Annotated in this window: 17 protein-coding genes and 1 pseudogene; 12 read left to right on the top strand and 6 right to left on the bottom strand. The window is 69.3% G+C overall.

Annotated features, from left to right (window positions below; all coding sequences use genetic code 11):
• Positions 1-86 precede the first annotated feature (86 nt).
• Positions 87-566 carry a tetratricopeptide repeat protein gene (locus tag ACIQCZ_RS24075; RefSeq protein ID WP_402284749.1) on the top strand — a complete coding sequence of 160 codons (480 nt, stop codon included), beginning with the start codon at positions 87-89 and terminating at the stop codon, positions 564-566.
• Positions 567-691: 125 nt separating this feature from the next.
• On the opposite strand, the gene ACIQCZ_RS24070 is transcribed toward ACIQCZ_RS24075, so the two are convergent.
• Together ACIQCZ_RS24070 and ACIQCZ_RS24065 are read right to left on the bottom strand one after the other, a co-directional pair.
• The gene (locus ACIQCZ_RS24070; protein ID WP_402284748.1) at positions 692-1,456 is read right to left on the bottom strand and encodes a class I SAM-dependent methyltransferase; all 765 of its coding nucleotides are present in this window, start codon (positions 1,454-1,456) and stop codon (positions 692-694) included.
• A 442-nt stretch (positions 1,457-1,898) separates the two neighbouring features.
• Positions 1,899-2,984, bottom strand: a complete 1,086-nt coding sequence (locus ACIQCZ_RS24065; protein WP_402284747.1) for a sulfite oxidase — start codon at positions 2,982-2,984, stop codon at positions 1,899-1,901.
• A gap of 16 nt (positions 2,985-3,000) precedes the next feature.
• Here ACIQCZ_RS24065 and ACIQCZ_RS24060 point away from each other — a divergent pair, with 16 nt between their 5' ends.
• Positions 3,001-3,180 (top strand): hypothetical protein, encoded by a 180-nt coding sequence (locus ACIQCZ_RS24060; RefSeq protein WP_402284746.1) that lies wholly within the window; start codon positions 3,001-3,003, stop codon positions 3,178-3,180.
• A 293-nt stretch (positions 3,181-3,473) separates the two neighbouring features.
• Here ACIQCZ_RS24060 and ACIQCZ_RS24055 read toward each other — a convergent pair whose 3' ends face one another.
• Positions 3,474-3,785: a helix-turn-helix transcriptional regulator gene (locus tag ACIQCZ_RS24055; RefSeq protein ID WP_402284745.1), complete on the bottom strand. Its 312-nt coding sequence runs from the start codon at positions 3,783-3,785 to the stop codon at positions 3,474-3,476.
• Positions 3,786-3,910: 125 nt separating this feature from the next.
• On the opposite strand from ACIQCZ_RS24055, the gene ACIQCZ_RS24050 reads away from it, so the two are divergent.
• The 8 genes from ACIQCZ_RS24050 to ACIQCZ_RS24015 all read left to right on the top strand — a co-directional run bounded on the left by ACIQCZ_RS24050 (position 3,911) and on the right by ACIQCZ_RS24015 (position 16,445).
• Positions 3,911-4,588 carry an HdeD family acid-resistance protein gene (locus ACIQCZ_RS24050; RefSeq protein ID WP_402284744.1) on the top strand — a complete coding sequence of 226 codons (678 nt, stop codon included), beginning with the start codon at positions 3,911-3,913 and terminating at the stop codon, positions 4,586-4,588.
• Positions 4,589-5,747: 1,159 nt separating this feature from the next.
• Complete coding sequence (locus tag ACIQCZ_RS24045; protein ID WP_402284743.1) at positions 5,748-6,665, top strand: acetyl-CoA carboxylase biotin carboxylase subunit family protein; 918 nt, start codon at positions 5,748-5,750, stop codon at positions 6,663-6,665.
• A gap of 384 nt (positions 6,666-7,049) precedes the next feature.
• On the top strand, positions 7,050-8,135 hold the full coding sequence (locus tag ACIQCZ_RS24040; protein WP_402284742.1) for an acetyl-CoA carboxylase biotin carboxylase subunit family protein: 1,086 nt from the start codon (positions 7,050-7,052) through the stop codon (positions 8,133-8,135).
• Positions 8,136-8,384: 249 nt separating this feature from the next.
• Entirely contained in the window at positions 8,385-11,132 is a 2,748-nt protein-coding gene (locus ACIQCZ_RS24035; RefSeq protein WP_402284741.1) for an alpha/beta fold hydrolase, read from the top strand.
• A 40-nt stretch (positions 11,133-11,172) separates the two neighbouring features.
• Positions 11,173-12,159 carry an NAD-dependent epimerase/dehydratase family protein gene (locus tag ACIQCZ_RS24030; RefSeq protein ID WP_402284740.1) on the top strand — a complete coding sequence of 329 codons (987 nt, stop codon included), beginning with the start codon at positions 11,173-11,175 and terminating at the stop codon, positions 12,157-12,159.
• Positions 12,152-14,101 carry a pyridoxal phosphate-dependent aminotransferase gene (locus tag ACIQCZ_RS24025; protein ID WP_402284739.1) on the top strand — a complete coding sequence of 650 codons (1,950 nt, stop codon included), beginning with the start codon at positions 12,152-12,154 and terminating at the stop codon, positions 14,099-14,101. The genes ACIQCZ_RS24030 and ACIQCZ_RS24025 overlap by 8 nt, the downstream gene beginning before the upstream one ends.
• A 53-nt stretch (positions 14,102-14,154) precedes the next feature.
• Positions 14,155-14,613 carry a hypothetical protein gene (locus ACIQCZ_RS24020; RefSeq protein ID WP_402284738.1) on the top strand — a complete coding sequence of 153 codons (459 nt, stop codon included), beginning with the start codon at positions 14,155-14,157 and terminating at the stop codon, positions 14,611-14,613.
• Positions 14,614-14,666: 53 nt separating this feature from the next.
• Positions 14,667-16,445 (top strand): carbamoyltransferase, encoded by a 1,779-nt coding sequence (locus ACIQCZ_RS24015; RefSeq protein WP_402284737.1) that lies wholly within the window; start codon positions 14,667-14,669, stop codon positions 16,443-16,445.
• 487 nt (positions 16,446-16,932) lie between these two features.
• Here the strand turns inward: ACIQCZ_RS24015 and ACIQCZ_RS24010 are convergent, their stop codons facing one another.
• From ACIQCZ_RS24010 to ACIQCZ_RS24000, 3 genes are all read right to left on the bottom strand, one after another.
• Positions 16,933-17,109 carry a hypothetical protein gene (locus ACIQCZ_RS24010; protein ID WP_402284736.1) on the bottom strand — a complete coding sequence of 59 codons (177 nt, stop codon included), beginning with the start codon at positions 17,107-17,109 and terminating at the stop codon, positions 16,933-16,935.
• Positions 17,110-17,450: 341 nt separating this feature from the next.
• A complete protein-coding gene (locus tag ACIQCZ_RS24005; RefSeq protein WP_402284735.1) occupies positions 17,451-17,807 on the bottom strand; it encodes a hypothetical protein in 357 nt (118 codons plus the stop codon).
• A gap of 362 nt (positions 17,808-18,169) precedes the next feature.
• On the bottom strand, positions 18,170-19,042 hold the full coding sequence (locus ACIQCZ_RS24000; RefSeq protein ID WP_402284734.1) for a helix-turn-helix transcriptional regulator: 873 nt from the start codon (positions 19,040-19,042) through the stop codon (positions 18,170-18,172).
• 21 nt (positions 19,043-19,063) lie between these two features.
• On the opposite strand from ACIQCZ_RS24000, the gene ACIQCZ_RS23995 reads away from it, so the two are divergent.
• Entirely contained in the window at positions 19,064-19,855 is a 792-nt protein-coding gene (locus tag ACIQCZ_RS23995; RefSeq protein WP_402284733.1) for an SDR family oxidoreductase, read from the top strand.
• Positions 19,852-20,634: pseudogene (locus ACIQCZ_RS23990) on the top strand (MFS transporter); the annotation flags it as partial. The gene ACIQCZ_RS23995 and the pseudogene ACIQCZ_RS23990, both read left to right, overlap by 4 nt.
• Positions 20,635-20,639: the final 5 nt, after the last annotated feature.

Below are 20,639 nucleotides of genomic sequence, written 5' to 3'. Positions count from 1 at the left end.
ATGATCAACGGTGGCCTCACCTGCTCGGGCGCCACCGGAACCACCAGCGAGATCAGAATCTGCCCCTGAGCACTTCGCGGAGCCCAATGCACGAAGCGCCGAAGGATGAGGGGACGACCATGCGGTTGCCCGACGAGGTCCACGCTGAGATCAGGGACCTGTGTCAGGAGGGTGATGCCCTGGCCGGAATGGGAGAACTCGTCGAGGCCAAGCGACGCTACATCGAAGCTTTGCGGCTGTTGCCGGGCGATCACCGTGGGTGGGCGGCTGCTACCTGGATCTACGTCGCGATCGGCGACTTGCATTTCCGATTGGGTGTTTACGACAGGGCCTACAAGTGCTTCCACAACGCAGTTCAATGCCCCGACGGACTCGGCAATCCATACATCCACCTTCGGTTGGGTCAGACCACCTTCGAGCTGGGCGACCACGACCACGCTGCGGATGAGTTGATCAGGGCCTACATGGGCGGTGGACCCGAAATCTTCGAAGAAGACGACCCCAAGTATCTCAGGTTCCTGAAGACCCGGGGCGACCTGAACCGCCCCAGCGCCGAAGGCTCCTGACAGCTCACCGATCGCGAGTCGCGCGGGACCGCACCCCGGGCTGTCCGGCCGGATCCCCGACAGAGTCAAGCCAAGGAGTGTCTTCGAAGTCCCGTCTGCCCGGCGCTGTGTGGTGCGCACGTTCCTTAGGGCATTCCGGGTGGGAGGTGCTCCGCGGTTCTGCGCCGCGCCACGAACACGAACTCCCTCCCCGGCCGGTCGGGTGCGTCGCGTACGTCCTCGACGACGAAGCCGTGCTCATGCAAGTCCCGCTCGATCTCCGTACGTTCGCGGAAGCGAAGTGTCGATTCCGAGGTCAGTACGTTCCCGTCCGCAGCGAACACATGCGTACCCCGGAAGCTCACCAGCGGCAGGCTCACGTCCGTCAGCTCGGCCCAGGTCTCGACGTGGCCGACGCCCGGGATGTCCGTCATGCGGTACGTGGTCTCGCGCGTCCACTCCGCCCACTCTTCCCACACGCGCTGCGCCGGATCGCGCGTCTCGAAGACAAGCCGCCCGCCGGGCCGTAGCGCCTCGTACGCGCCGCGCAGCGTCGTACGCCACGCCTGCGGCTCGGCGATCGCCTGGGCGACGTTCCCGGTCATCGTCACCAGGTCGCTCTGCATGGGCGGCAGGTCCCCCGCGTCGCCGTCGAGCCAGCGCACCCGCTCCGCGCCCGGCTTGCCACGCGCGACGTCGACGGACGCCCGTGCGGGATCGATCCCGGTGACCGTCATCCCGCGCTCTGCGAGCAGCAGCGCTAACACGCCCGTACCGCACCCGATGTCCAGCACAGACCGCGCGCCGAACTCCTCCGCCATCGCGAGATACGCGTCGAGATCGCTGCGGTCCGGATCGAGTGGGTCGTAGATGGCGGCGAGGCGCGGATGCCCGAAAGCTGCGTCAACCATGGAGGCGAACGTATGTGGCCCCGAGCCCGCGCCGCCACCGCTTTTTCAGGATACGGCGCCAAGCGGGCGCCGACGAAGTACCGAGTGCGGCACCAGGAGATTCTTCGTCTGCTGGTGGTGCAGCAGTCGCACCACGCTGACCAGGGAAGACGCTGGTGCGTGTGGCGTCTGGGAGGGGGCTGATCCGGGAATGGTTCGGATCTCGGTGCGCGTGCCGCCCGGGAGAGGCTGGCTTCGAGTGCGGTGGGACGGTTTGGGTCAGCGGAGGTGGGGGCTGTGCGGACTCCAGTCGCGCAGCAACGATGTGAGGCCACGGACCCATCCACCGGCCTCATCGCCCTCTCGATGCGATACCGCTCAGGCCGTCCAACTCGTTGACATTCACGTCAGGTTGGATACAGCCCTGCGTCAATCGCTGACTCCTTCGACCGAATCGCTCGGGTCAGGGACGGCATGTGACGTGCAGGCGGGCCGCGGCGTTGTTGGCGTACCCCCTGGGGTTCCAGACGGTTGACAAGGACTCGGGCTGCACGGCCGCCGTGGAGTCCCAGGCGCGGGCGATGAGCTCGGTCTCGCCCGGGGGCAGGGTAAGAGCGGAGCGCCAGTGCTGCCACGTCCAGGGGTTCTCCGGCGGGTCCAGGTCGGCGCGGGCCCAGGTGACGCCGTGATCAACGGAGACATCCACACGTTCCACGGTTCTGTCGTCCCCGGCGAAGGCGAAACCGGTGACCTCGGTCGGCCCGGACGACAACTGGGCGTCTTTGCCGGGGTGCAGGATGGCGCAGTGGATGGCGATCGGGCCGAGGGTGATGCTGTCTGCCTGCTCGACCTGGTGAGGGTCGGCTTCGGCGGGCAGGACGCTGTATTCGATCTGGAAGTAGTTGTCGGACGGTTCGGCCTGAGCGGTGATGTGCTTGAGCCACTTGACGCTGCGGGCGCCGATCCAGCCGGGGACGACCACGCGCAGCGGCGCGCCGTGCGCGGTGGGCAGCGCCTGATCATTCATGGCCCAGGCCAGCAGCACCTCGCTGGAGGTTGCCTTCGCCACCGGTATCGAGCCGCCGAAGGGCTGCGGTGGCTCGGCCTGCTGCGATACGTCGGCACCGGTGAAGGCGATGTGGGCCGCCTCCGGCCGCACTCCCGCGTCGTCCAGCACATCCGCCAGGCTTGCCCCGCTCCAGCGCGCGGTGGAGATGGCTCCGGGGCCCCAGGAGACCTGGCCGGGTATGTCGCGGATCTCGATGAGGTCCGCGCGGCGGTTGCCCGCGCACTGCAGTGTTGCCACCACGCTCCGCTCGGGGAAGCGGCGCCGCAGTTCGTCCATCGACAGCTCAAGTGGGCGATCGACCAGACCGTCCACTCGCAGCCGCCAGCCCCCCGGGGCGATGCGGGGAATCGACGAGTGATTGCGACTGTAGAAGCTGTCCAGGGGGGTGATCTGACTTGCGAGGGCGCCGGGAGGCGATTCGGCGTTGTACGGATCGGTCTGGTGTACGAGTACATCGTTCCATTTGCCCGATATGTCCATATAGCTACTATTCATCGTGTCTAGTGCCTACGCCAAGCCGCCCACGAGGAGCGCAGGTGTGGTCGGCGTCATCGGCCACCTGGTGCACCGGGCGCCGGGCATAGGCCGTCCCTCCCTGGAGAGTGGTGCCGAGCACCGCGCCGATCAGGGCTCGGGTGTGTCTGCGACGAGCGTCATCCGCTCCACCATCGGGTAGCCGACGTGGCCCGGGTTCCGCGCCAGGCAAGGTTCCGCGCGGTGTCCGGGACTTTGATCGAGCTGCAGCCGTCGAAGGAGACCGTCCGGAACGGTCCGAACCGCACCCCTGACGCCGCCCGTTGCGCAAGCGGCCCGGACAACGCCTCGAAGACGGGCGCGTCGGCCTTCTGCCCATCCGACGGCGCGGGTCACGTAACGCCCTTGCGGTCGGCCATGCCGCCTCGAGCCCCGCCGGGCCGGTCGGACCTGCGGTGAGCTTCTGCTGGACCGGCCGGCTCACACGGCACCCGATCACTGCGGTGAATCCTGCGACAGGGCGTCGCGGGGCGGGGCCCCGGCGCTGATACCCAGCTCGGGGAAGATCTTGTGCAGGTGGTAGTCGACGGTGCGGGGTGAGAGGTACAAGCGGGCCGCGATGTCGTGGTGGGTCGGGCCCTGGGCGGCCAGTTCGGCGATCGGCCATCCCGGCGCGGTCAGTGCGTCGGCCGCACTCGCGGCCCTTGCCGCTGCCCCGGGACTCCTGCTGCCCGCAGGCGACGGAGTGTTCGTGCCGTCCGCGCAAGGCTGGGCCGCGGACCTTCGGGACGGGCAGTGCTCTGTCACCGCACGCCTGGTTGGACACGGCCCGCGGTTCACCGGGCCCCGCGCGGTGCGGTCCGTGCCTCCGCCGTCAGCCGGGTGGACCGGCAAAGGTGGCGGGGCGCCCGTGCCCGGTACAAGCATGGATCATGACCGACGCACCGAGCGGCTCCCCCCGGGGACCGGAATACGACGACCGCCACGCCCATGCCACGGGTGACGAGCACGCGCCTAAACCGCACCCGGGTTACGTGGAGCCACCCTTCGAGGGGTTCCTGCACCGCCTCTCCCGCACCGCCTGGCAGGTCGTCCTGATCACCGGCATCTCCTCCCTGGTCCTTGGGATCGTGATCCTGGCCTGGCCGGGCCCGTCCCTGCTCGTCGCCGGGATCCTCTTCGGCATCTACCTCATTCTCAGTGGCGCGCTCCAACTGGCTGCCGCCTTCGGCACGCACAGGGCTACCTCGCTGCGTGTCCTGGCCTTCATCAGCGGCGCCCTGTCGATCCTTCTGGGCCTCTTCTGCTTCCGGGGCAGGCTGGAGTCGATCCTGCTGCTCGCGTTGTGGATCGGCATCGGCTGGCTGATCCGCGGGATCACCCATACTCTGGCCGCCGTTCACGACTCCACCATGCCCGCGCGTGGCTGGCAGGCCGTCCTCGGCGTCGTCACCTTCATCGCGGGGATCGTGCTGATCATCTCGCCGTTCACCTCAATCGCCGTCCTCACCCTGGTCGCCGGCTGGTGGCTGGTCGCGGTCGGCATCGTCGAGTGCGTAACGGCGTTCCGGCTCCACGGCCGTGCACAGCGGATCCCGCGTACGGCATGAACCCCGTGCAGTTCGTCAACTTCGTGCCGTACAGATGGTTCGTGTCGTACAGGTGGCCCGAGAGGGCGGTTCTCGGGGTCGATACGCTGAAGGCGCGTGCGTTGCCGACAGATGCTCCTTTGTGAGTCCAACCCCGCGGCACGCAGGCACCGCTCGTCGATATGCCTGGCTGCGGGTGCCTCTGGTGCTCGTCGCGCTGCTGCTCGCGGCCGGTGCGCACGCGGAGGCCCCGGAGGCGAGTCCGCCGCGGTGCCCACGGCTCGGGCGTGCGACGCGCCCGCCGCGGCACTTCGCCGGGCCTTCCGGGACATCGGGCCCTCGCGCTGCTGCGGCCGCGGTCGTCCACCCATGACTCCGCTGTGCGGAGCCCCTCGTCGAGTCCGGCCGCGCGGGGTGCCGGGGTGCGCAGCAGCTCGGCCAGGGCCCGGGCCGACAACGCACGGCCGCCGGTAGATGCGCCGTCCACGGACCGCTCGGTACCGGCGACCAGCGCCGGCTCGCAGCCCATCCCCGCAGCTACGGCCCCACCGAGGGCGTCAACACCAAAACCAACACCAACACCAAGACGACCAAGCGGCAGGTATACGGCCAGGCAGGCTTCGGCCTCCTCCGTCACCGCATCCTCTTGGCATGCCCTCCCGCACCGTCACCACCGAAAGTGCGACAGAGCCGCTCATTTGACAGGCCCAGTTCCGGCGTGCCGGGCACGTCCAAGGAATCTGGGCTTCCTGTTGTGGTTATTCACGATTCTCTTGTGATCCATATCACAGGAGGTGATCGACTGGGTCTGTGCAATGATTCACCGGTGCCGGAAGAGATCCGGCTGCGTCACGATGAAATCGCAATAACTTCTCCCTGGCTCGGCAAGTCGTAACACTGGAGACGGCGCATGCCCACGATGGTGGTTATTGGATATCGGGATGATCTTGACGAGGCGCTACGGCGTCGGGATGTAGATCCTTTCTACATCGTTCCGACTCCGATCATCTCGCCGGAGAAGAAAAAATTTCGCTGTGTCGGCGACATGGAGAACGTCCAGGAAGTTCTCCGGTCGGTTCTCTCCGTGCAGACGGAAGACCTGGCAGGCGTGCTCAGCGTCCATGAGATGGGTGTATTCCCGGCGGCATATCTGCGCGGGCAATTGAATCTTCCGGGGAATATGGATTCCCGTAAGGTTCTCGCCTTCCGGGACAAGTACCTCCAGAAGAGCCTGCTGCCGCCGGAGGTACGGCGCGCGCGGTGCCGGTATTTGCCCGTGGGTACGCCCTACGAGGAGCCCGCCGCCGAGCTGGGCACCCCTTTCGTCGTCAAGCCGGCCGCCGGGGCGGGCGCCCTGCGCACCGGCGTCGTCCGCTCGCCCGAGGAGTACGCCCGAGCGCTCGAGCCGTTCTCCGGACGCTCGGACGTCGAGGTCGTCGCCGAGTCGTTCGTCGACGCGCCCGAGGTCTACCTCGACGGCGTCTGGCAGCACGGCGTGCTCCAGTGGTCGTCCCTGAGCAGCAATCACATCTCCCCGCTCAGTGCCGTGCAGGGCGGCGTCCTGGCCGCGCATGTGCTCGACCGACAACGATGTCCGGAGCTCTTCGGGCAGGCGGAGGCCATGGCCCGCCGGGTGCTCGCCACCCTGGAGGCACCCGACTGCGTCTTCCATATGGAGGCGTTCCATGAGCCCGACGGGCTGACGTTCGGCGAATGCGCAGTCCGGCTGCCGGGAGCCCTGTCGCCCCGGGTCAATCAACTGACCTACGGCGTCGACCTCCTCGACATCGAGATCGCCCTCGCCCTGGGGGAGGCGCCCGAGCCGCCGTACGGCCACCGGCCACCGGATCGTTTCCACGGATATCTGCTCCTGCGTCACCCGCGTGACGGCATGCTGACTCAGGAGGACTTCGAGCGCGCCTTCTCCTTCGACGAGCTGCACTACCCCTCCGCTCCCGACGCTCCGGTCGGTCCATACGGCCGCGTCGGTCACGCCATCGTGTCCGACGCGGACGAGTCGAGGCTCGGGCGCACGATCGACGAGATCGCACGCTTCAACGAGGCAGGCGGCGCCCGCGGCGGATCGTCGCTCGCATGACGGCGGCCCGCCCGGATCCGGCCCCGGGCGCGGCGAATCGTACGCAGGCGTCCTACGGGTCATCGGTCATGTAATTACATGGCGTCGCAAGCCCTGACCGGCTCGGCGAATATCTCCCGGCGTGCAGAGAGGGTTCGCGAAGCGACTGATTGCAAGAACCCGCATTGTGATCCATATTTCATGATTCGTCGTCATGTGGTTGCGTAATGATGCATCGGATGTCAGGGGGTGGATCCCGTCGCGCATCGCGACGTAACACGAAGTAATTCGTCATTTCGGCAGTGGTGACTTTGGAGACGGCGCATGCCCACGATAGTCGTTGTCGGATACCGGGAAGATCTCGATCAAGCCCTGCGGCGTCGAGGCCTGGAACCCTTTTACATCGTGTCGGCGCCCCTGCGTTTACAGGACAGGAAGAACTATCGCTGCGTCGCGGACATGGAGAACGCGCAGGAAGTCTTCCGGGCGGTGCTCTCCGCCGGTCTCGGCGACCTGGCCGGCGTCATCAGCGTCCATGAATTCGGGGTCTTCGCGGCAGCCTATTTGCGTCGGCAGTTGCATCTTCCCGGAAACTCCGATTCCCAGGGAGTTCTTTTCTTCCGGGACAAGTACCTGCAGAAGAACCGGCTCCCGCCGGACGTCCGGCGCGCGCGGGCCCGTTATACGTCCCGGGCCACGCCCTACGCGGAACTCGCCGGGGAACTGGGGAAGCAGTTCGTCGTCAAACCGGCCATCGGCGCGGGCTCGCTGCGCACCGAGGTCGTCCGCTCCGCCGAGGAGTACCACCGCGCACTGGAGCCGTTCCCGGGTGAGTCGGACGTCGATGTGGTCGCCGAGTCGTTCGTCGACGCCCCCGAGATCTACATGGACGGCATCTGGCAGGGCGGCGAACTGCACTGGCGCTCCCTGACGCGCTATCACAACTCGCCGCTGAGCGCCGTGCACGGTCGGGTCCTCGCGGCCCATCTGCTCGACGAGCGGCTGCACCCGGACCTGTTCGAACAGACGGAGGACCTCACCAAACGGGTGCTCAAGACCCTGGAGGCACCGGACTGCGTGTTCCATATGGAGGCGTACGTCGAACACGACGGGCTGACCTTCGGCGAATGCGCCATCCGCCTGCCGGGCGCGCTCTCCCCTCAACTGGTCCGGCTCACCCACGGAGTCGACCTCTTCGACGCCGAGATCAGCCTGGCGCTCGGACTGAGCGTCTCCCTCCCCCCGGCGGTCCGCCCGCCGGAGCGCTTCCACGGCTATCTCCTGCTGCGGCGCCCCGACCACGGCAGCCTGACGCGCGAGGATTTCGCGCGCGCCTTCACCTTCGACAAGCTCACCTATTCCTCCTCACCGGACACGCCACCCGGCCCATACGGCCGTGTCGGCGAGGCGATCGTCTCCGACCCGGACGAGCGGCGGCTGAGCCGCACGATCGCAGAGATCGTCCGGTTCAACGAGACCGGCGGGAAGTAGAGCCCCGGCGCGGACATTCCCACGTCGCAGCGCCGCAACGACTCCCACCGGCACATCACCCGCACGCGGACCCCCACCCGCCGGCCTGAAACCGGCCGCGACCGTGTGCCGCACACCGCCCGCGGCGGGCCCCGCCCCGCCCCGGACTCACAGGGCCTCACCGCTCGCGGACACCACCCACCCTCCGCCAGTACGTGCGCGCTGATCCAACCCAGTTCAGTCCCACCTCGATCGGGGGTCTCCACTGCCATGCCGGACATACGTCACGCCACAAGCGTCACAACGCTTCCGCATCTGCTCGAACGCGCCGCACAGGACACCACACGCGGCGTCACCTTCGTCGACGGGCCGTTCGTCTCCTACGCCGACCTGCGCGAAGGCGCCCTGAGAATCGCCCAGGGCCTGCGCAGCCGGGGCAGCGTACCGGGGGACCGCGTCCTGGTCGCGGCCGGCGACCCCGAGGGCTTCTTCCGCGCCTTCTGGGGCTGCCTGCACGCGGGCGTCGTGCCCTGCCCGATCGCCCCGGCCGCCGATTCCTCCCGCCTGCGTCCGCAGCTGGAGCACCTGCGCGGCCTCCTCGGCGACCCGCTGGTCGTCGTACCCAAGGCACACGACGATCTGCCCGACGTCGGGCTGACCACGGTGACCGTGGAGGAGCTGGACGCCGCTCCGACCGAGCCCGAGCACATCCACGCGGCCGCCCCGGACGACCTCGCCCTGCTGATGCTCACCTCCGGGTCGACCGGATCGAGCAAGGCGGTCCGGCTCACCCACGCCAACCTTCTCGCGGCGCAGGCCGGGAAATCGGGGGCGTTGGACCTGGGGCCCGCCGACACCATGATGAACTGGATCTCCGCCGACCACATCGCGGCCATCGAGGCGCACCTGCTGCCGATGCGCAACGGTGCGAACCAGGTCATAGCCACCCCGGCCACCGTGCTGGCCGAACCGGTCGGATTGCTCAGACTCCTGACGACGCACCAGGTGCGGGTGACGTTCACTCCCAACTTCCTCTTCGGTCAGGTCAACCAGGCCCTCGCGCGGACGGCCGGGACCGTGCCAGGCATCGACCTCTCGCGGATCCGCTACATCATCTCCGGCGGCGAGGCGACCGTGACCGCCACCGTGCGGTCGTTCCTGGACGCCCTGGCCCCCTACGGGCTGCGCCCCGACGTGGTGGTGCCCGCGTTCGGGATGACCGAGACCTGCGCGGGCAGTGTGTTCAACCGCGAGTTCACCGACCGCGACCTCGGCGAGGAGTTCCCGCCGCTGGGCCACCCGGTCGAGGGGCTGCACATCCGGATCGCCGACGGCACCGGCACGGTGCTCTCCTCAAGCGACCGTCCCGCCTCGGCGGCGTCCGGCGAGGTGCAACTACGCGGAACCATGGTGACCAGTGGGTACTTCGGCAACCCCGCGGCCACCGCCGAGGCATTCACCGACGACGGCTGGTTCCGCACCGGCGACCTGGGCAGGCTCGACGCCGACGGGCGGCTGACCCTCATCGGCCGCACCAAGGACTCGATCATCGTCAACGGGGTCAACTACTACAGCCACGACCTGGAAGCGGTCCTCGACGAACTCGACGGCGTCCGGCGCGGACAGGTCACCGCCTTCCCGATCCGACCCGAGGGCGCCGACTCCGAACAGCTGGCCGTCGCCTTCGTGCCGGCCGTCGACCCGGCCGACGAGACGACCCTCTACCGCACGCTCGTCGCGGTACGCAGCTCAACGGTGATGCACTGGGGATTCCGTCCCCAGCTGATCCTGCCGGTCGCCGAGACGCAGATCCCGCGCGGCAACCTCGGCAAGGTCCAGCGGTCCCGGCTGCGCACGGCCGTCGAGTCCGGAGCGCTGGACGCAGCGGCCCGGCGCGCCCAGGAGGTGACCGGCCGCTTCCTCGGCGGCCACGTGGAGCCGGCGGACGAGGAGGAGACCACCTTGGCCCAGGTGTTCGCCGAGGTGCTGAACGTCGAGCGGGTCCCGGTCACCGCGAGCTTCTTCGACCTGGGCGGCACTTCGCTCGACGTCCTGCGGCTCAAACTCCGCGTCCAGACCGCCTTCGGTCTCGACGACCTCCCCATGGCGACGCTCCTGCAGGCCCCGAACGTGCGGGCGCTGGCGGCCCGCCTGGCCTCGGCGTCCGGCGCGGGCGGCGACGTCGCCTACGACCCGCTGGTACCGCTCCAGGTCACCGGCGAGGGGATCCCGCTGTTCTGCGTCCACCCGGGGCTCGGCGAGGTACTGGTCTTCGTCAACCTCGCCAAGTACTTCACCGGGGAGCGGCCGTTCTACGCGCTGCGGGCCCGGGGCTTCGGGCAGGGGGAGTCCCACTTCGCCTCCTTCGACGAAATGGTCGGCGCGTATGTCGCGGCGATCCGGCGGACCCGCCCGAGCGGCCCGTACGCCGTGGCGGGCTACTCCTACGGTGGAGCCGTGGCGTTCGAGATCGCCAAGCGTCTGGAGGCCGACGGCGAAAGGGTCGACTTCGTCGGCATCTTCAACCTTCCCCCGCGCATCTCCGGCCGAATGAACGAGATCACCTTCACCGACGGCGCCATCAACCTGGCACTGTTCCTCGAACTCATCAACCCGGCAGACATCCCCGAACTGACCACCGCCCTGCGCCTGTTGCCCGAGGCGGACCAGCTCGCCCACCTCGTCGAGCACGCCCCGCCCCGGCGGCTGGCCGAACTCGACCTGAACGTCGCACGGTTCGGTGCCTGGGTGCACCTGGCGCAGAGCATGGTGCACCTGGGACGCGACTACGAGCCGTCCGGCACGGTCGAACGGGCGCGGGTCTTCTACTGCACCCCGCTCAAGGGCACCAAGCAGGAGTGGCTGGACGGTCAGCTGCGCGACTGGGACGAGTTCACCCGCGAGGCGAACAACTACATCGAGGTGGGCGGCGAGCACTACACGCTGATGAGCCCCCAGCACGTCCAGAGCTTCCAGGCAACCCTGCGCAGGGAACTGACTCGCGCGCTGGACCGATGACCTGCCGGGCCACCTTCGACACAACCGGGAGCGACTGACCATGCAAGGCAAGAAGATTCTCATCACCGGCGCCACCGGACAGGTCGCGCGACCCGTGGCCGAGGCGCTCGCTGCCGGCAACGAAGTGTGGTGCCTCGGCCGGTTCGCCGACGCCGAGGCCCGCAAGAGACTGGAGGCCGCCGGCGCCCGTACCGTCGTCTGGGACATGGCCACCGACGAACTCGACGGACTGCCGGACTACTTCACCCATGTGCTGCACTCGGCCGTCCACCGGGGCGACGGCCACGACTTCGAGGACACCGCCCGCATCAACGCGGTGAGCACCGCGCGCCTGATGACGCACTGCGCCGGCGCCGAGGCCTTCCTCTACGTCTCCTCCGGAGTCGTCTACAACCGGGCCGACGCGACCCACCGTTACCGGGAGAGCGACCCGCTCGGCGGCGCGGCCCCATGGCTGGCCACGTACCCCGTCGCCAAGATCACGGCCGAGGGAGTGGCCCGGGGTCTCGCCGAGAGCCTGCGACTGCCGACGGTCATCGCCCGGCTGAACATCGCCTACGGCCCGTACGGGCACGGCGGCGTGCCGATGATCCTCTTCGAGCAGCTGCGTAGCGGCCGGTCCTGCGCGGTGCCGCGCGAGGGCCAGAACTACTGCAACCTGCTCCACACCGATGACGTCGTCCGTCAGGTGCCGCTGCTGTGGGCGGCCGCACGCACGCCCGCTCAGGTGGTGAACTGGGGCGGAGACGAAGAAGTCGGCATGACCGACCTCATCGGGTACATGTCCGCTCTCACCGGCGTCCCGGCCCGGCTCGACCACGAGTCGCCCAGCCGCGAGACAGCGATATTCGACCACCGTGTCCGCCGCGACCTCATCGGCGACTGCACCGTCGACTGGCGGCCGGGCATCGCTCGCACGCTGGCCGAGATGTTCGAGGAGTACCGCGACCGTATCGAGGCGCATCTCGCCGCCGACGAGGGCGAGACGTCCGGCGCCACCGGGGGAGTGGAGGGCAGCGATGCGTAGGGAATCGGATGTCACCGAGCTGCGGCGCGTCCTGTGCGCCGCGCTGGAGTCCGGCCGGCCGGTCGGCGCGCCGGACCGACTCGGCCTGCACCACGAGTGGTTCACACGGGCCGACGTGTCCGGCCCGCAGCGCCCCACGTTGATCGGGGGAGTCCCCCATGGCCCGAGCAGTCCCGCCCCCACCCTGCTTGCAGTGAACGAACTCATCTGCAAGGCAAAGGAGTTGGGACTCGAAAGGATTCTCGTGCCGTACGTGCGCCGCACCGACGACACCGGGCCGCTGCGCGCGGCCGGGTTCGTCGTCTCGGCCGCGGGAAGCGAGGGGCTCGTACGGCTGCCCGGCGAGGTGGCAGACGTGCTGGGCAGCCGGGTCGGCGAGCAGCGGCTCGGCGAACTGCGCGCCCGCCACGACGAGCACCGGGAGCTGAGCTGGGAGCTCATCCGGCTCGGCGACCTGCCTCGGCAGCCCGCGGCGCGCGAGGCGTTCGCCGCTCTCCATCGGCAAGAGGGCGGGCGCGGCGCGCTCTGGAGCGCCGAGGCGCTCGACGCCCTGGCCCAGGGGACCCTGGCGGACCGCACCGACCTGCTCGTACGCCGCCGCGGTTGCGACGTCGTACAGGCCGGGCTCCTGGTCCGCTCGCACAACGGGCGCGGGATCTACAGCCTCACCCAGGCCCTGGCACCAGACGCTCCGACCGTGCGCCAGGCCCTGTACGAGGCATCCCTGTACGAGCTGTATCTGCACGCCCGACGCACCGGCCTGGAATGGGTCCACCTGGGGCCCGGCGACACCGAGCGGATGCGGGCCCTGGGCGCCGACCAGTTCGTCCTCCTCGACCACTGGCTGCTCGCCCCGGGCATGGACGCCGAGCCTGAAGAGCCCACGGAAATCGAGGTGTCGGCCTTCGCCACCGAACCGGTCGCCGCGGTACCGGTCCCGGGCCCGGCACGCTTCCGCGGCCGGCCCAAGTTCGACCTGCTCGACCTCTCCGGCAACACCAACCCGTTCCTCGGGGCGGACGGACGCTACCCCGAACTCGACACAGCCGAGTTGGCCCGTACGTATCTGACCACCGTCGGACGGCTGCCCGGACACGAGGGTCTCGGCGAACTCGGCGCCGAGTACGCCCTGTTCACCAGCGGGGCCGTCGACGCCGTCATGCTGCTCCTTGCCGCGCTGGCCTCACCGGGCGAGGCGGTCTGCGTCACTCCTCCGACCTTCGAGCTGTACGCGCACTTCGCCCGTGTGCTGCGGCTGCCCGTCGTCGAGGCACCGCTGCTCGGCGACGACCTGGCACGGCTGGACGTCGAACGGATTCTGGCGGCAGACCCGCGCGTGACGTTCCTGTGCGACCCCAACAACCCGGTCGGCACCAGGCTCGACCCGGAGCAGGTGCTCGAACTGGTCACCCGCAGCCGGGGCCTGGTCGTGATCGACGAGGCGTACGTGGAGTTCAGCGTGGGGCCCTCGTATGCCCCGCTCATCGCCCGGCACGACAACCTCATCGTGCTCAGGACGCTCTCCAAGGCATGGGGGCTGGCCGGGGCACGCTGCGGTGTCGCTCTGGCACAGCCGGGGCTCGTCGACGCCCTGCGCCGGGTCCAGGTGCCCTTCGGGTTCACCAACGCCTCGCAGCGGGCGGTACGCGACCGGCTCACCGACTCCGCGCGGGTGCTGGACAGCGTCCGGCGCATCCTGTCGGAGCGGGACCGGATGGCCCGTGCGCTCGCCCGGCACCCGGCCGTGGAGCGGGTGTTCCCCTCCGAGGCCAACTTCCTCCTGGTCCGCACGCACCAGCACGAACGCGTCATGGAGCAGCTGCGCGGCGCCGGGATCATGGTCGCCGACACCGCCCGGCTGGTCCCCGACACCTGCCGTGTCTCCATCGCCGACGAGCGGGCCGGCGACACCCTGCTCGACGCCTTGTCCCGTGTGGGGTGAACCGCCGGCCGACCGTCGAGCCACCAGCACCCCGAGACCGAAAGGACCGGCCCGTGGGTAATCGCCCCCAGACCGACCACCACCCGGTGCACGACACCGCGCTGACCAGCGAGGTCGTCGCCGAGAACTACGACCGCTGGAGCCCGCCGCTGCACGCGGACTTCGCCGCCAACGAGCACAACGGCCGCGTCGGCGGCGCCCTGCTGGTCGACACCGAGACCCTGCGCGTCTGGGAGACGCGTCTCGAGCCGGGCGAGCGCCTCCCCGTCCACCGTCATGTCCTCGACTACCACTGGATCGCCCTCACCGACGGTCGCGCCCGCCAGCACATGAGCGACGGCACCAGCCGGGAGATCTCCTATGCGCGCGGGCAGACGAGGTACTTCACCGTCGCCGACGGCGGACATCACCTGCACGACCTGAAGAACATCGGCGACGAGGTGCTGTCCTTCCTGACCATCGAGTCCAAGGGCGGCCCGAACGAGCCGATCGACCTTCCGCAGGACCCGTGACGGCGTCCGTGGGGTCGTGTCGCAACCATCGTCGCCAGGGAGGCTGAACCACCGTGATCGTGCTCGGATACAACGGATTCACCAAGGGCGCCGAGATCTTCGGGCGCCTGTTCGGGGCGACCGGCGTCGCCCGCAACCTGCTCGTGGGCCACGACGCGTCGGCGGCCCTCGTGGTCGACGGCGAACTGGTCGCCGCCGTCGAGGAGGAACGGCTCAGCCGCGTCAAGAAGACCTCCGACTTCCCCGCCCACGCGATCCAGTGGTGCCTGGACTTCGCCGGCGTCTCCCTCGACCGGGTGGACGTGGTCGCCTTCCCCTGGCGCTTCTCGCCCGAGGTGGCCGACGAGATGATCGCCCAGGTCGCCTCGGGCGATCAGTCGCCCGCCGAGAAGTTCGACGTCCTGCGGCGCACCGGCGAGTTCTACACCGACATGGTCAGCCGTGAGGCGATCCACGACGACTTCGTCCAGCGCACCGGCCACGAGCTCGACCCCAACAAGCTGGTCCTGGTGCCCCATCATCTGGCCCATCTGACGTGCGGCGCCCATCTGGCCGGGGGCGGGGACGCGGCGTTCCTGGTGAGCGACGGGCGGGCCGAGACCCTCTCCTCGGTGACGGGCGAAGTGCGCGACGGCGTGGTGCGCGTCTTCGACGACAGCACCATCCCGATGACCAGTTCGCTCGGCGTGGCCTACGGAAGGATCACCCGCTACCTCGGCTTCGTCCCCAACAACGACGAGTACAAGGTGATGGGCCTGGCCGCATACGGCCCGTCGCCGCGTCGCAACCCCCTGCTGGAGCGCTGCGTACGGCTCCACGAGAACGGCACGTACACCATTTCCATCCCCATGGACGTGACGGCCTACTACGCGCTGTTCGACGACCTGTTCGACGGAGACAGCGAGAAGCGCGAGGAGTTCGACTTCCGGGTGAAGGTCGCCGCCATGGCCCAGCACATGGTGGAAGCCGTCACCACGCACCAGGTGCGGGCGCTGACGGCCGCCTCCGGTCTGGACACACTCCTCTTCGAGGGCGGTCTCGCATTGAACTGTGTGGCCAACACCAAGATGCTGGAACGCTCGTCGTTCACCGGCATGGAGGTCAGCTTCGGCGCGAGCGATCCGGGGGTCGCCATCGGCGCGGCCGTGTACACGGCCGGGCTCAGAAACCGCTCCGCCGACGCCGTCACGCCCTACCTCGGGCCCTCCTACGACGAGCCGCACATCCTGGAGGCACTGGAGGAGTACGCCGACCGTGTCGAGTGGCAGGAGGAGGCCGACATCGAGGCGGTCACCGAGCACACGGCGCGGCTGCTGTCCGAGAAGAACGTCGTCGCCTGGTTCCAGGGGCGCACCGAGTACGGGCCGCGCGCTCTGGGCAATCGCAGCATCCTCGCCAACCCGGCTTTCCCCGAGATCAAGGACATCATCAACATCCGGGTCAAGCACCGCGAGCCCTTCCGCCCCTTCGCCCCGGTCGTCCTCGAGTCCGAAGCGCCCCGGGTGTTCGACCTGGGCAAGAAGACCTCGTCGCCATACATGACGTTCGTCTTCCCGGTCCGCGAGGAGTACCGCGAGCGGATACCAGGAGCTTGCCACGTCGACGGCACCGCGCGCGTGCAGACCGTCGACGACCACCAGAACCCGGTCCTGGCCGGCCTTCTGCGCGCTTTCACAGATCGGACCGGCGTGCCCTGTCTCCTCAACACGTCCTTCAACGTGGCCGGCGAGCCCATCGTCTGCTCGCCGCGCGACGCTCTGGAGTGCCTCCTCGCCACGGAGATCGACCACCTGGTCATCGACCGCTTCGTCATCACCAAGAAGTCCGGCTGACCCGGCGCCCCCGTTCCCCCGGTGAGCCGGGCGGATGCGAGGCCCACGGCGGCCGACACACCCGCCGTCCGGCCCCGCCCGCGCTCGCCGCCGGCTCGGAACCACCGGCCCGTCACGTCCTGCGCCCGTGCATCCGGGTCACCCACGCGGTCCCGGGGCGAGCGTCGGCCTCAGCAGACAGGAGCGTGTCGGCGAACGTCTCGACCAGCGTCGCAGCAGATCGGGACTGGCCGTCGCGAGGTCGTCTTCCGCGAGGGTGTGCATGGGCACAGGGTGAGATGAGGGCATCGTGCTGATCTCCTTCAAAGACTGGGGCGGTCGATCTCCTGGCTCTTCGACTATCGCCGCCTCATCGTCCGGTGCGAACGAAAGGGCGGCCGCTGAGCCCTTTCCGACCTGCTGACGAACTGGTCGGGTTGAGGCATCCCAGCGGTGCTGAATGACGAAGCTTCTGGCAGAGCAATGACGAAGCATGCGCGCCAGCCCGTCACAGGTCCCGGAGCACGGGTGTCCTGAGCAGATCCTCCAACCCGGCCCACTCGAAGAGGCAGACGGCCAGCACGGCGTGATCCGTGAGGTCCGGCAGCTCCCACTGATTGCCGAATGAGCGGAATCCGACCTTCTCTCCCCGCTCGACTAGACGGAGACTGAACGCGCGCGGCACGATCCGGACATCAATCGTGGGTCCTTCGTAGGTGACCGATCGACGAGAGCGCCGCAGCGCGGACGTGCCGGTGAAACGGAACGGTTCCCCGTCTACCCCACCCTCAAAACCCTTCCCTCCAGATCCGCCGGCGCAACGACAGCGGGTCCGCCACGAGCCGGTGGACCTTGAGCGTGGCTTCTCCGTCCCGCAGGGACACTGTCCAGCTCTCCACCGCATCGGCGTGATCCTCCGGACGGGTCCGTGGGCCGCATTCCCGGAACGGCATGTTGTGGGTGACGGGACACGTTCACAGCCTGGCGGTGAACTTCCCATCCGGCCGCTTGCGCAGCCAGCCTCGCTCAGCCAGCCAGCCAGCCAGCCAGCCGGTTCAGCTTCGCGCGCAGCGCCTCCGAGCGGGCCGGCTCGTAGGACATCCCCAGCTCGGCGCACACCTGCTTGACCATGACCGGCCCGTCGGCCCGGCGCACCACATCCATGATCCGCTGGCAGTCCTCGGGCAGGACCGCCTCGTCCATGCCGCGCTCACGCTGCGGCACCAGCAGCACCGCACGGCCCGCGACCTGCCCGGCAGCCTGCGCCGGTGTCGTTTCCCGCTCCGTTTCGGCGTGCAGCTGTCCGACCAGCCGGTACGCGACCCGCTCGGCGACGGCGAGCTCCTCCAACTCGTCACGCACCTCTTGAAGCTGCTGGCTCAACTTCTCCGCCTGCGCCTCCAGTTCGGATCTCTGGGCCTGATCAGCTCCCGAAGGTCCGGTTCCGCATCCATGGCCACCCGATGCACCTCCCGCCCGGATCGTACGGACAGGCGCCTCACTCACGCCGGGGAGTCCACGGATCCCCGATCAACGAAACGGCAGACGATCTTGAGTTCCGACAACCGCCCCGACCAGCACGAGAACACGATCAGCGACTCACACCAGCTCCGTGACCAGCGACTTCAAGATGGTGGATCTTCATTGAGGACCACCACCGCGCCTGGGGCGTGAAGCGGTTGTGTCAGGTGCTGGAGGTCGCCCGCCCGCGCCGCCCGCGAAGTGTTCTCCACGAGCGCGGTGTCTCATGAGGTCTGTTGTGGGCACCCGTGCCGATGGGTTGCGGCGAGGAGTCGAAGGGCCGCGGCGGACGGGGAGTCCGGTTCGGCGTTGAGTACGACGAGGCGCTGTCCTGCGTCGGCCGGGAGATGCATGACCTCTTCGTCGAGGGCGAGTGAACCAACCAGGGGATGATGGTAGCGCTCCGTGATGGAGCCACATTCGCCGACCGGGTGCGTGGCCCATAGTTCGGCGAACTCCTCACTATGGACGGCGAGTTCGCCGACCAGGCGGAGCAGGTCCCGGTCGTCGGGAAAGTGCCCGGCGGTCTGCCGCAGAGCGGCCACCGCATCCCTGGCCCTGCGGTTCCAGTCCGGGTACAGCTCGCGCTGGTGCGGGTCGAGGAACAGCATGCGCGTCAGGTTGGGACGGCTGTCGGTCGATACGTGCGGGGCGTCGTAGTCGAGGTGGGCGGCGAGCAGTGCGTGGGCCTGCCGGTTCCAGGCGAGTACGTCGGTGCGACGGCCGACGATGTAGGCGGGCACGGCGTCGAACGACTCGAGCATGGTGCGGAGTCGGGGTCGCAGCCGTTCGGGGTGGGGCTCATGCCGGCGGGCCCGGATCGGCTTGGCGAGGGTGTGCAGGTGGGCCGTCTCGATGTCGTTCAGGCGCAGTGCACGGGCGAGTGCGTCGAGGACGCCGTCGGAGGCGTGGTGACTTTGGCCCTGCTCCAGGCGGATGTAGTAGGCCACGCTGACCCCGGCGAGCTGCGCGAGTTCCTCCCGGCGCAGTCCTGGTACCTGGCGGCGTGCGCCGACCGGGTTCAGCCCGACGTCCTGTGGTTGGACTTGGCTGCGGCGGGAGCGCAGGAAGGCGCCCAGTTCCAAGGTGCGCTGCATGCCGCCACTATGCCCGAACCCGTGAGGCGTGGGGTGACCCTGTCAGGGGTACGCCTCGGCGGCGTACGAGTGCGGGAGGGCTGGGCAGCGGGCGAGCATCACCGCAGGCTGCTCGGCATGACAACCACGAACCACGTTCCGGTGCTGGCCGGCGCCCGCGTCCTGGTGGTGGGCACCGGGAAGATGGGGCTCGCCACCGCACGGCAGGCCCTCGCTGCCGGTGCCGACGTCACCCTGTCCAGCCGCTCCCGGCACCGTCTTCTGGCCGCACCACCCGAGGTACGGACCGTAGTCGCCGACCCGGAGAATCCCGACGACGCGGTCCGGCTGCTCACAACGGCCGGACCGGGACCGCTGGATCACGTTGCCGTGCTGGCAGGCGGTGCGCATCCCAGCTCCGCCCGCGGCATCGCGGGGACTCCGGCAGCGGTCGCGAACGAGGCGTTCGCCCGGCTCTGGCTGAGCTACCACCTCGTCCAGGCGGCCGTCGGCCGTCTCCGTGACGGCGGGTCGATCACCCTGCTGTCGGGCTCGAGCAGCCGGCGGCCGTCGGACGGCCGCGGCGTATGGGGAACGCTGCACGGCGCGATCGAGGCCCTGGCTCGCAACGCCGCCTGGGAACTCGGCCCGATCCGGGTGAACGCGGTCAGCCCCGGCGGCATCGCAGTACACCCCAGCAACCGTCAGCTGATCGCGCACCCCGGACAGCCGGACGACGTCGCGGCGATGGTCCTGGCCCTGATGGCCAATCCGGCGGTCACCGCCACCGTGGTCGACGTCGACGGCGGAGAGTTCCTCGGCAGGCCCGCATGACCAGCACCACAGCGATGCCACGGCACAGGCCCGGCTTGGCGCTCGGGGTGCTGGCCGGTGCGCTCGCACTCGACCTGAGCGGTCTGGCGGTCCTGAACGCGGCCCTGCCATCCGTCGGAGCACGCTTCGGCCTGGACGACGCCACCTTGCAGTGGGTCATGACCGCCTACTCCGTCACGTTCGCCGGTTTCCTGCTGGTGGGCGGTCGACTGGCCGATGTGTTCGGCCGACGATGGGCGTTCGAGGCCGGGGTCGCCCTGTTCACGGCTGCCGCGCTGACGGGGGCCCTGGCACCGAACGCCGTGGTGCTGCTCGGCGCGCGGGCGGTCCAGGGAGTCGGCGCGGCCCTGTCCGGTCCCGCCGCACTGGCCCTGCTGACCGAGGTGTTTCCAGCCGGTCCGGCGCGCAACCGCGCGCTGGGCGTGTACGCCGCGGTCGGCGCGGCCGGCTTCAGCGGCGGGGTAGTGCTGGGTGGCGTACTGGCCCAGTTCCTCGGCTGGCGGGCGGTGCTGTGGTTCTCCGTGGCACTCGGACTGGCGGTGCTGACGGCGACACGGGCCGGACTGCCCCGTGGTGCCGGCCGCAGAGGCCCACTGGACCTGCCCGGCGCTGTATCGGGCACGCTCGGCCTCGTGCTGCTGGTCGTCGGCGTGAGCTGGCACGGGGCGCGTGCATGGACCATGCTCGGCGCCGCGGCGGCCTTCTTGCTGCTCTTCGTCGTGCGCGAACACCGCACGGTCCAGCCGCCCCTGCCAGTGGTGGCGCCTGCACGACGAGTACGGGG

Origin of the sequence: Streptomyces sp. NPDC093149, from assembly GCF_044754145.1 — a bacterium.
GTDB lineage: Bacteria > Actinomycetota > Actinomycetes > Streptomycetales > Streptomycetaceae > Streptomyces.
This window is presented reverse-complemented; position numbering and strand designations above follow the sequence as displayed.

Excerpts from the sequence above, each read along its gene's own strand:
- ACIQCZ_RS24050 (WP_402284744.1), top strand. The coding sequence starts at position 3,911 with ATGACCGACGCACCGAGCGGCTCCCCCCGGGGACCGGAATACGACGAC.
- ACIQCZ_RS24025 (WP_402284739.1), top strand. The coding sequence starts at position 12,152 with ATGCGTAGGGAATCGGATGTCACCGAGCTGCGGCGCGTCCTGTGCGCC.
- ACIQCZ_RS24035 (WP_402284741.1), top strand. The coding sequence starts at position 8,385 with ATGCCGGACATACGTCACGCCACAAGCGTCACAACGCTTCCGCATCTG.
- ACIQCZ_RS24000 (WP_402284734.1), bottom strand. The coding sequence starts at position 19,042 with ATGCAGCGCACCTTGGAACTGGGCGCCTTCCTGCGCTCCCGCCGCAGC.
- ACIQCZ_RS24065 (WP_402284747.1), bottom strand. The coding sequence starts at position 2,984 with ATGGACATATCGGGCAAATGGAACGATGTACTCGTACACCAGACCGAT.
- ACIQCZ_RS24030 (WP_402284740.1), top strand. The coding sequence starts at position 11,173 with ATGCAAGGCAAGAAGATTCTCATCACCGGCGCCACCGGACAGGTCGCG.
- ACIQCZ_RS24070 (WP_402284748.1), bottom strand. The coding sequence starts at position 1,456 with ATGGTTGACGCAGCTTTCGGGCATCCGCGCCTCGCCGCCATCTACGAC.
- ACIQCZ_RS24075 (WP_402284749.1), top strand. The coding sequence starts at position 87 with ATGCACGAAGCGCCGAAGGATGAGGGGACGACCATGCGGTTGCCCGAC.
- ACIQCZ_RS24045 (WP_402284743.1), top strand. The coding sequence starts at position 5,748 with ATGGATTCCCGTAAGGTTCTCGCCTTCCGGGACAAGTACCTCCAGAAG.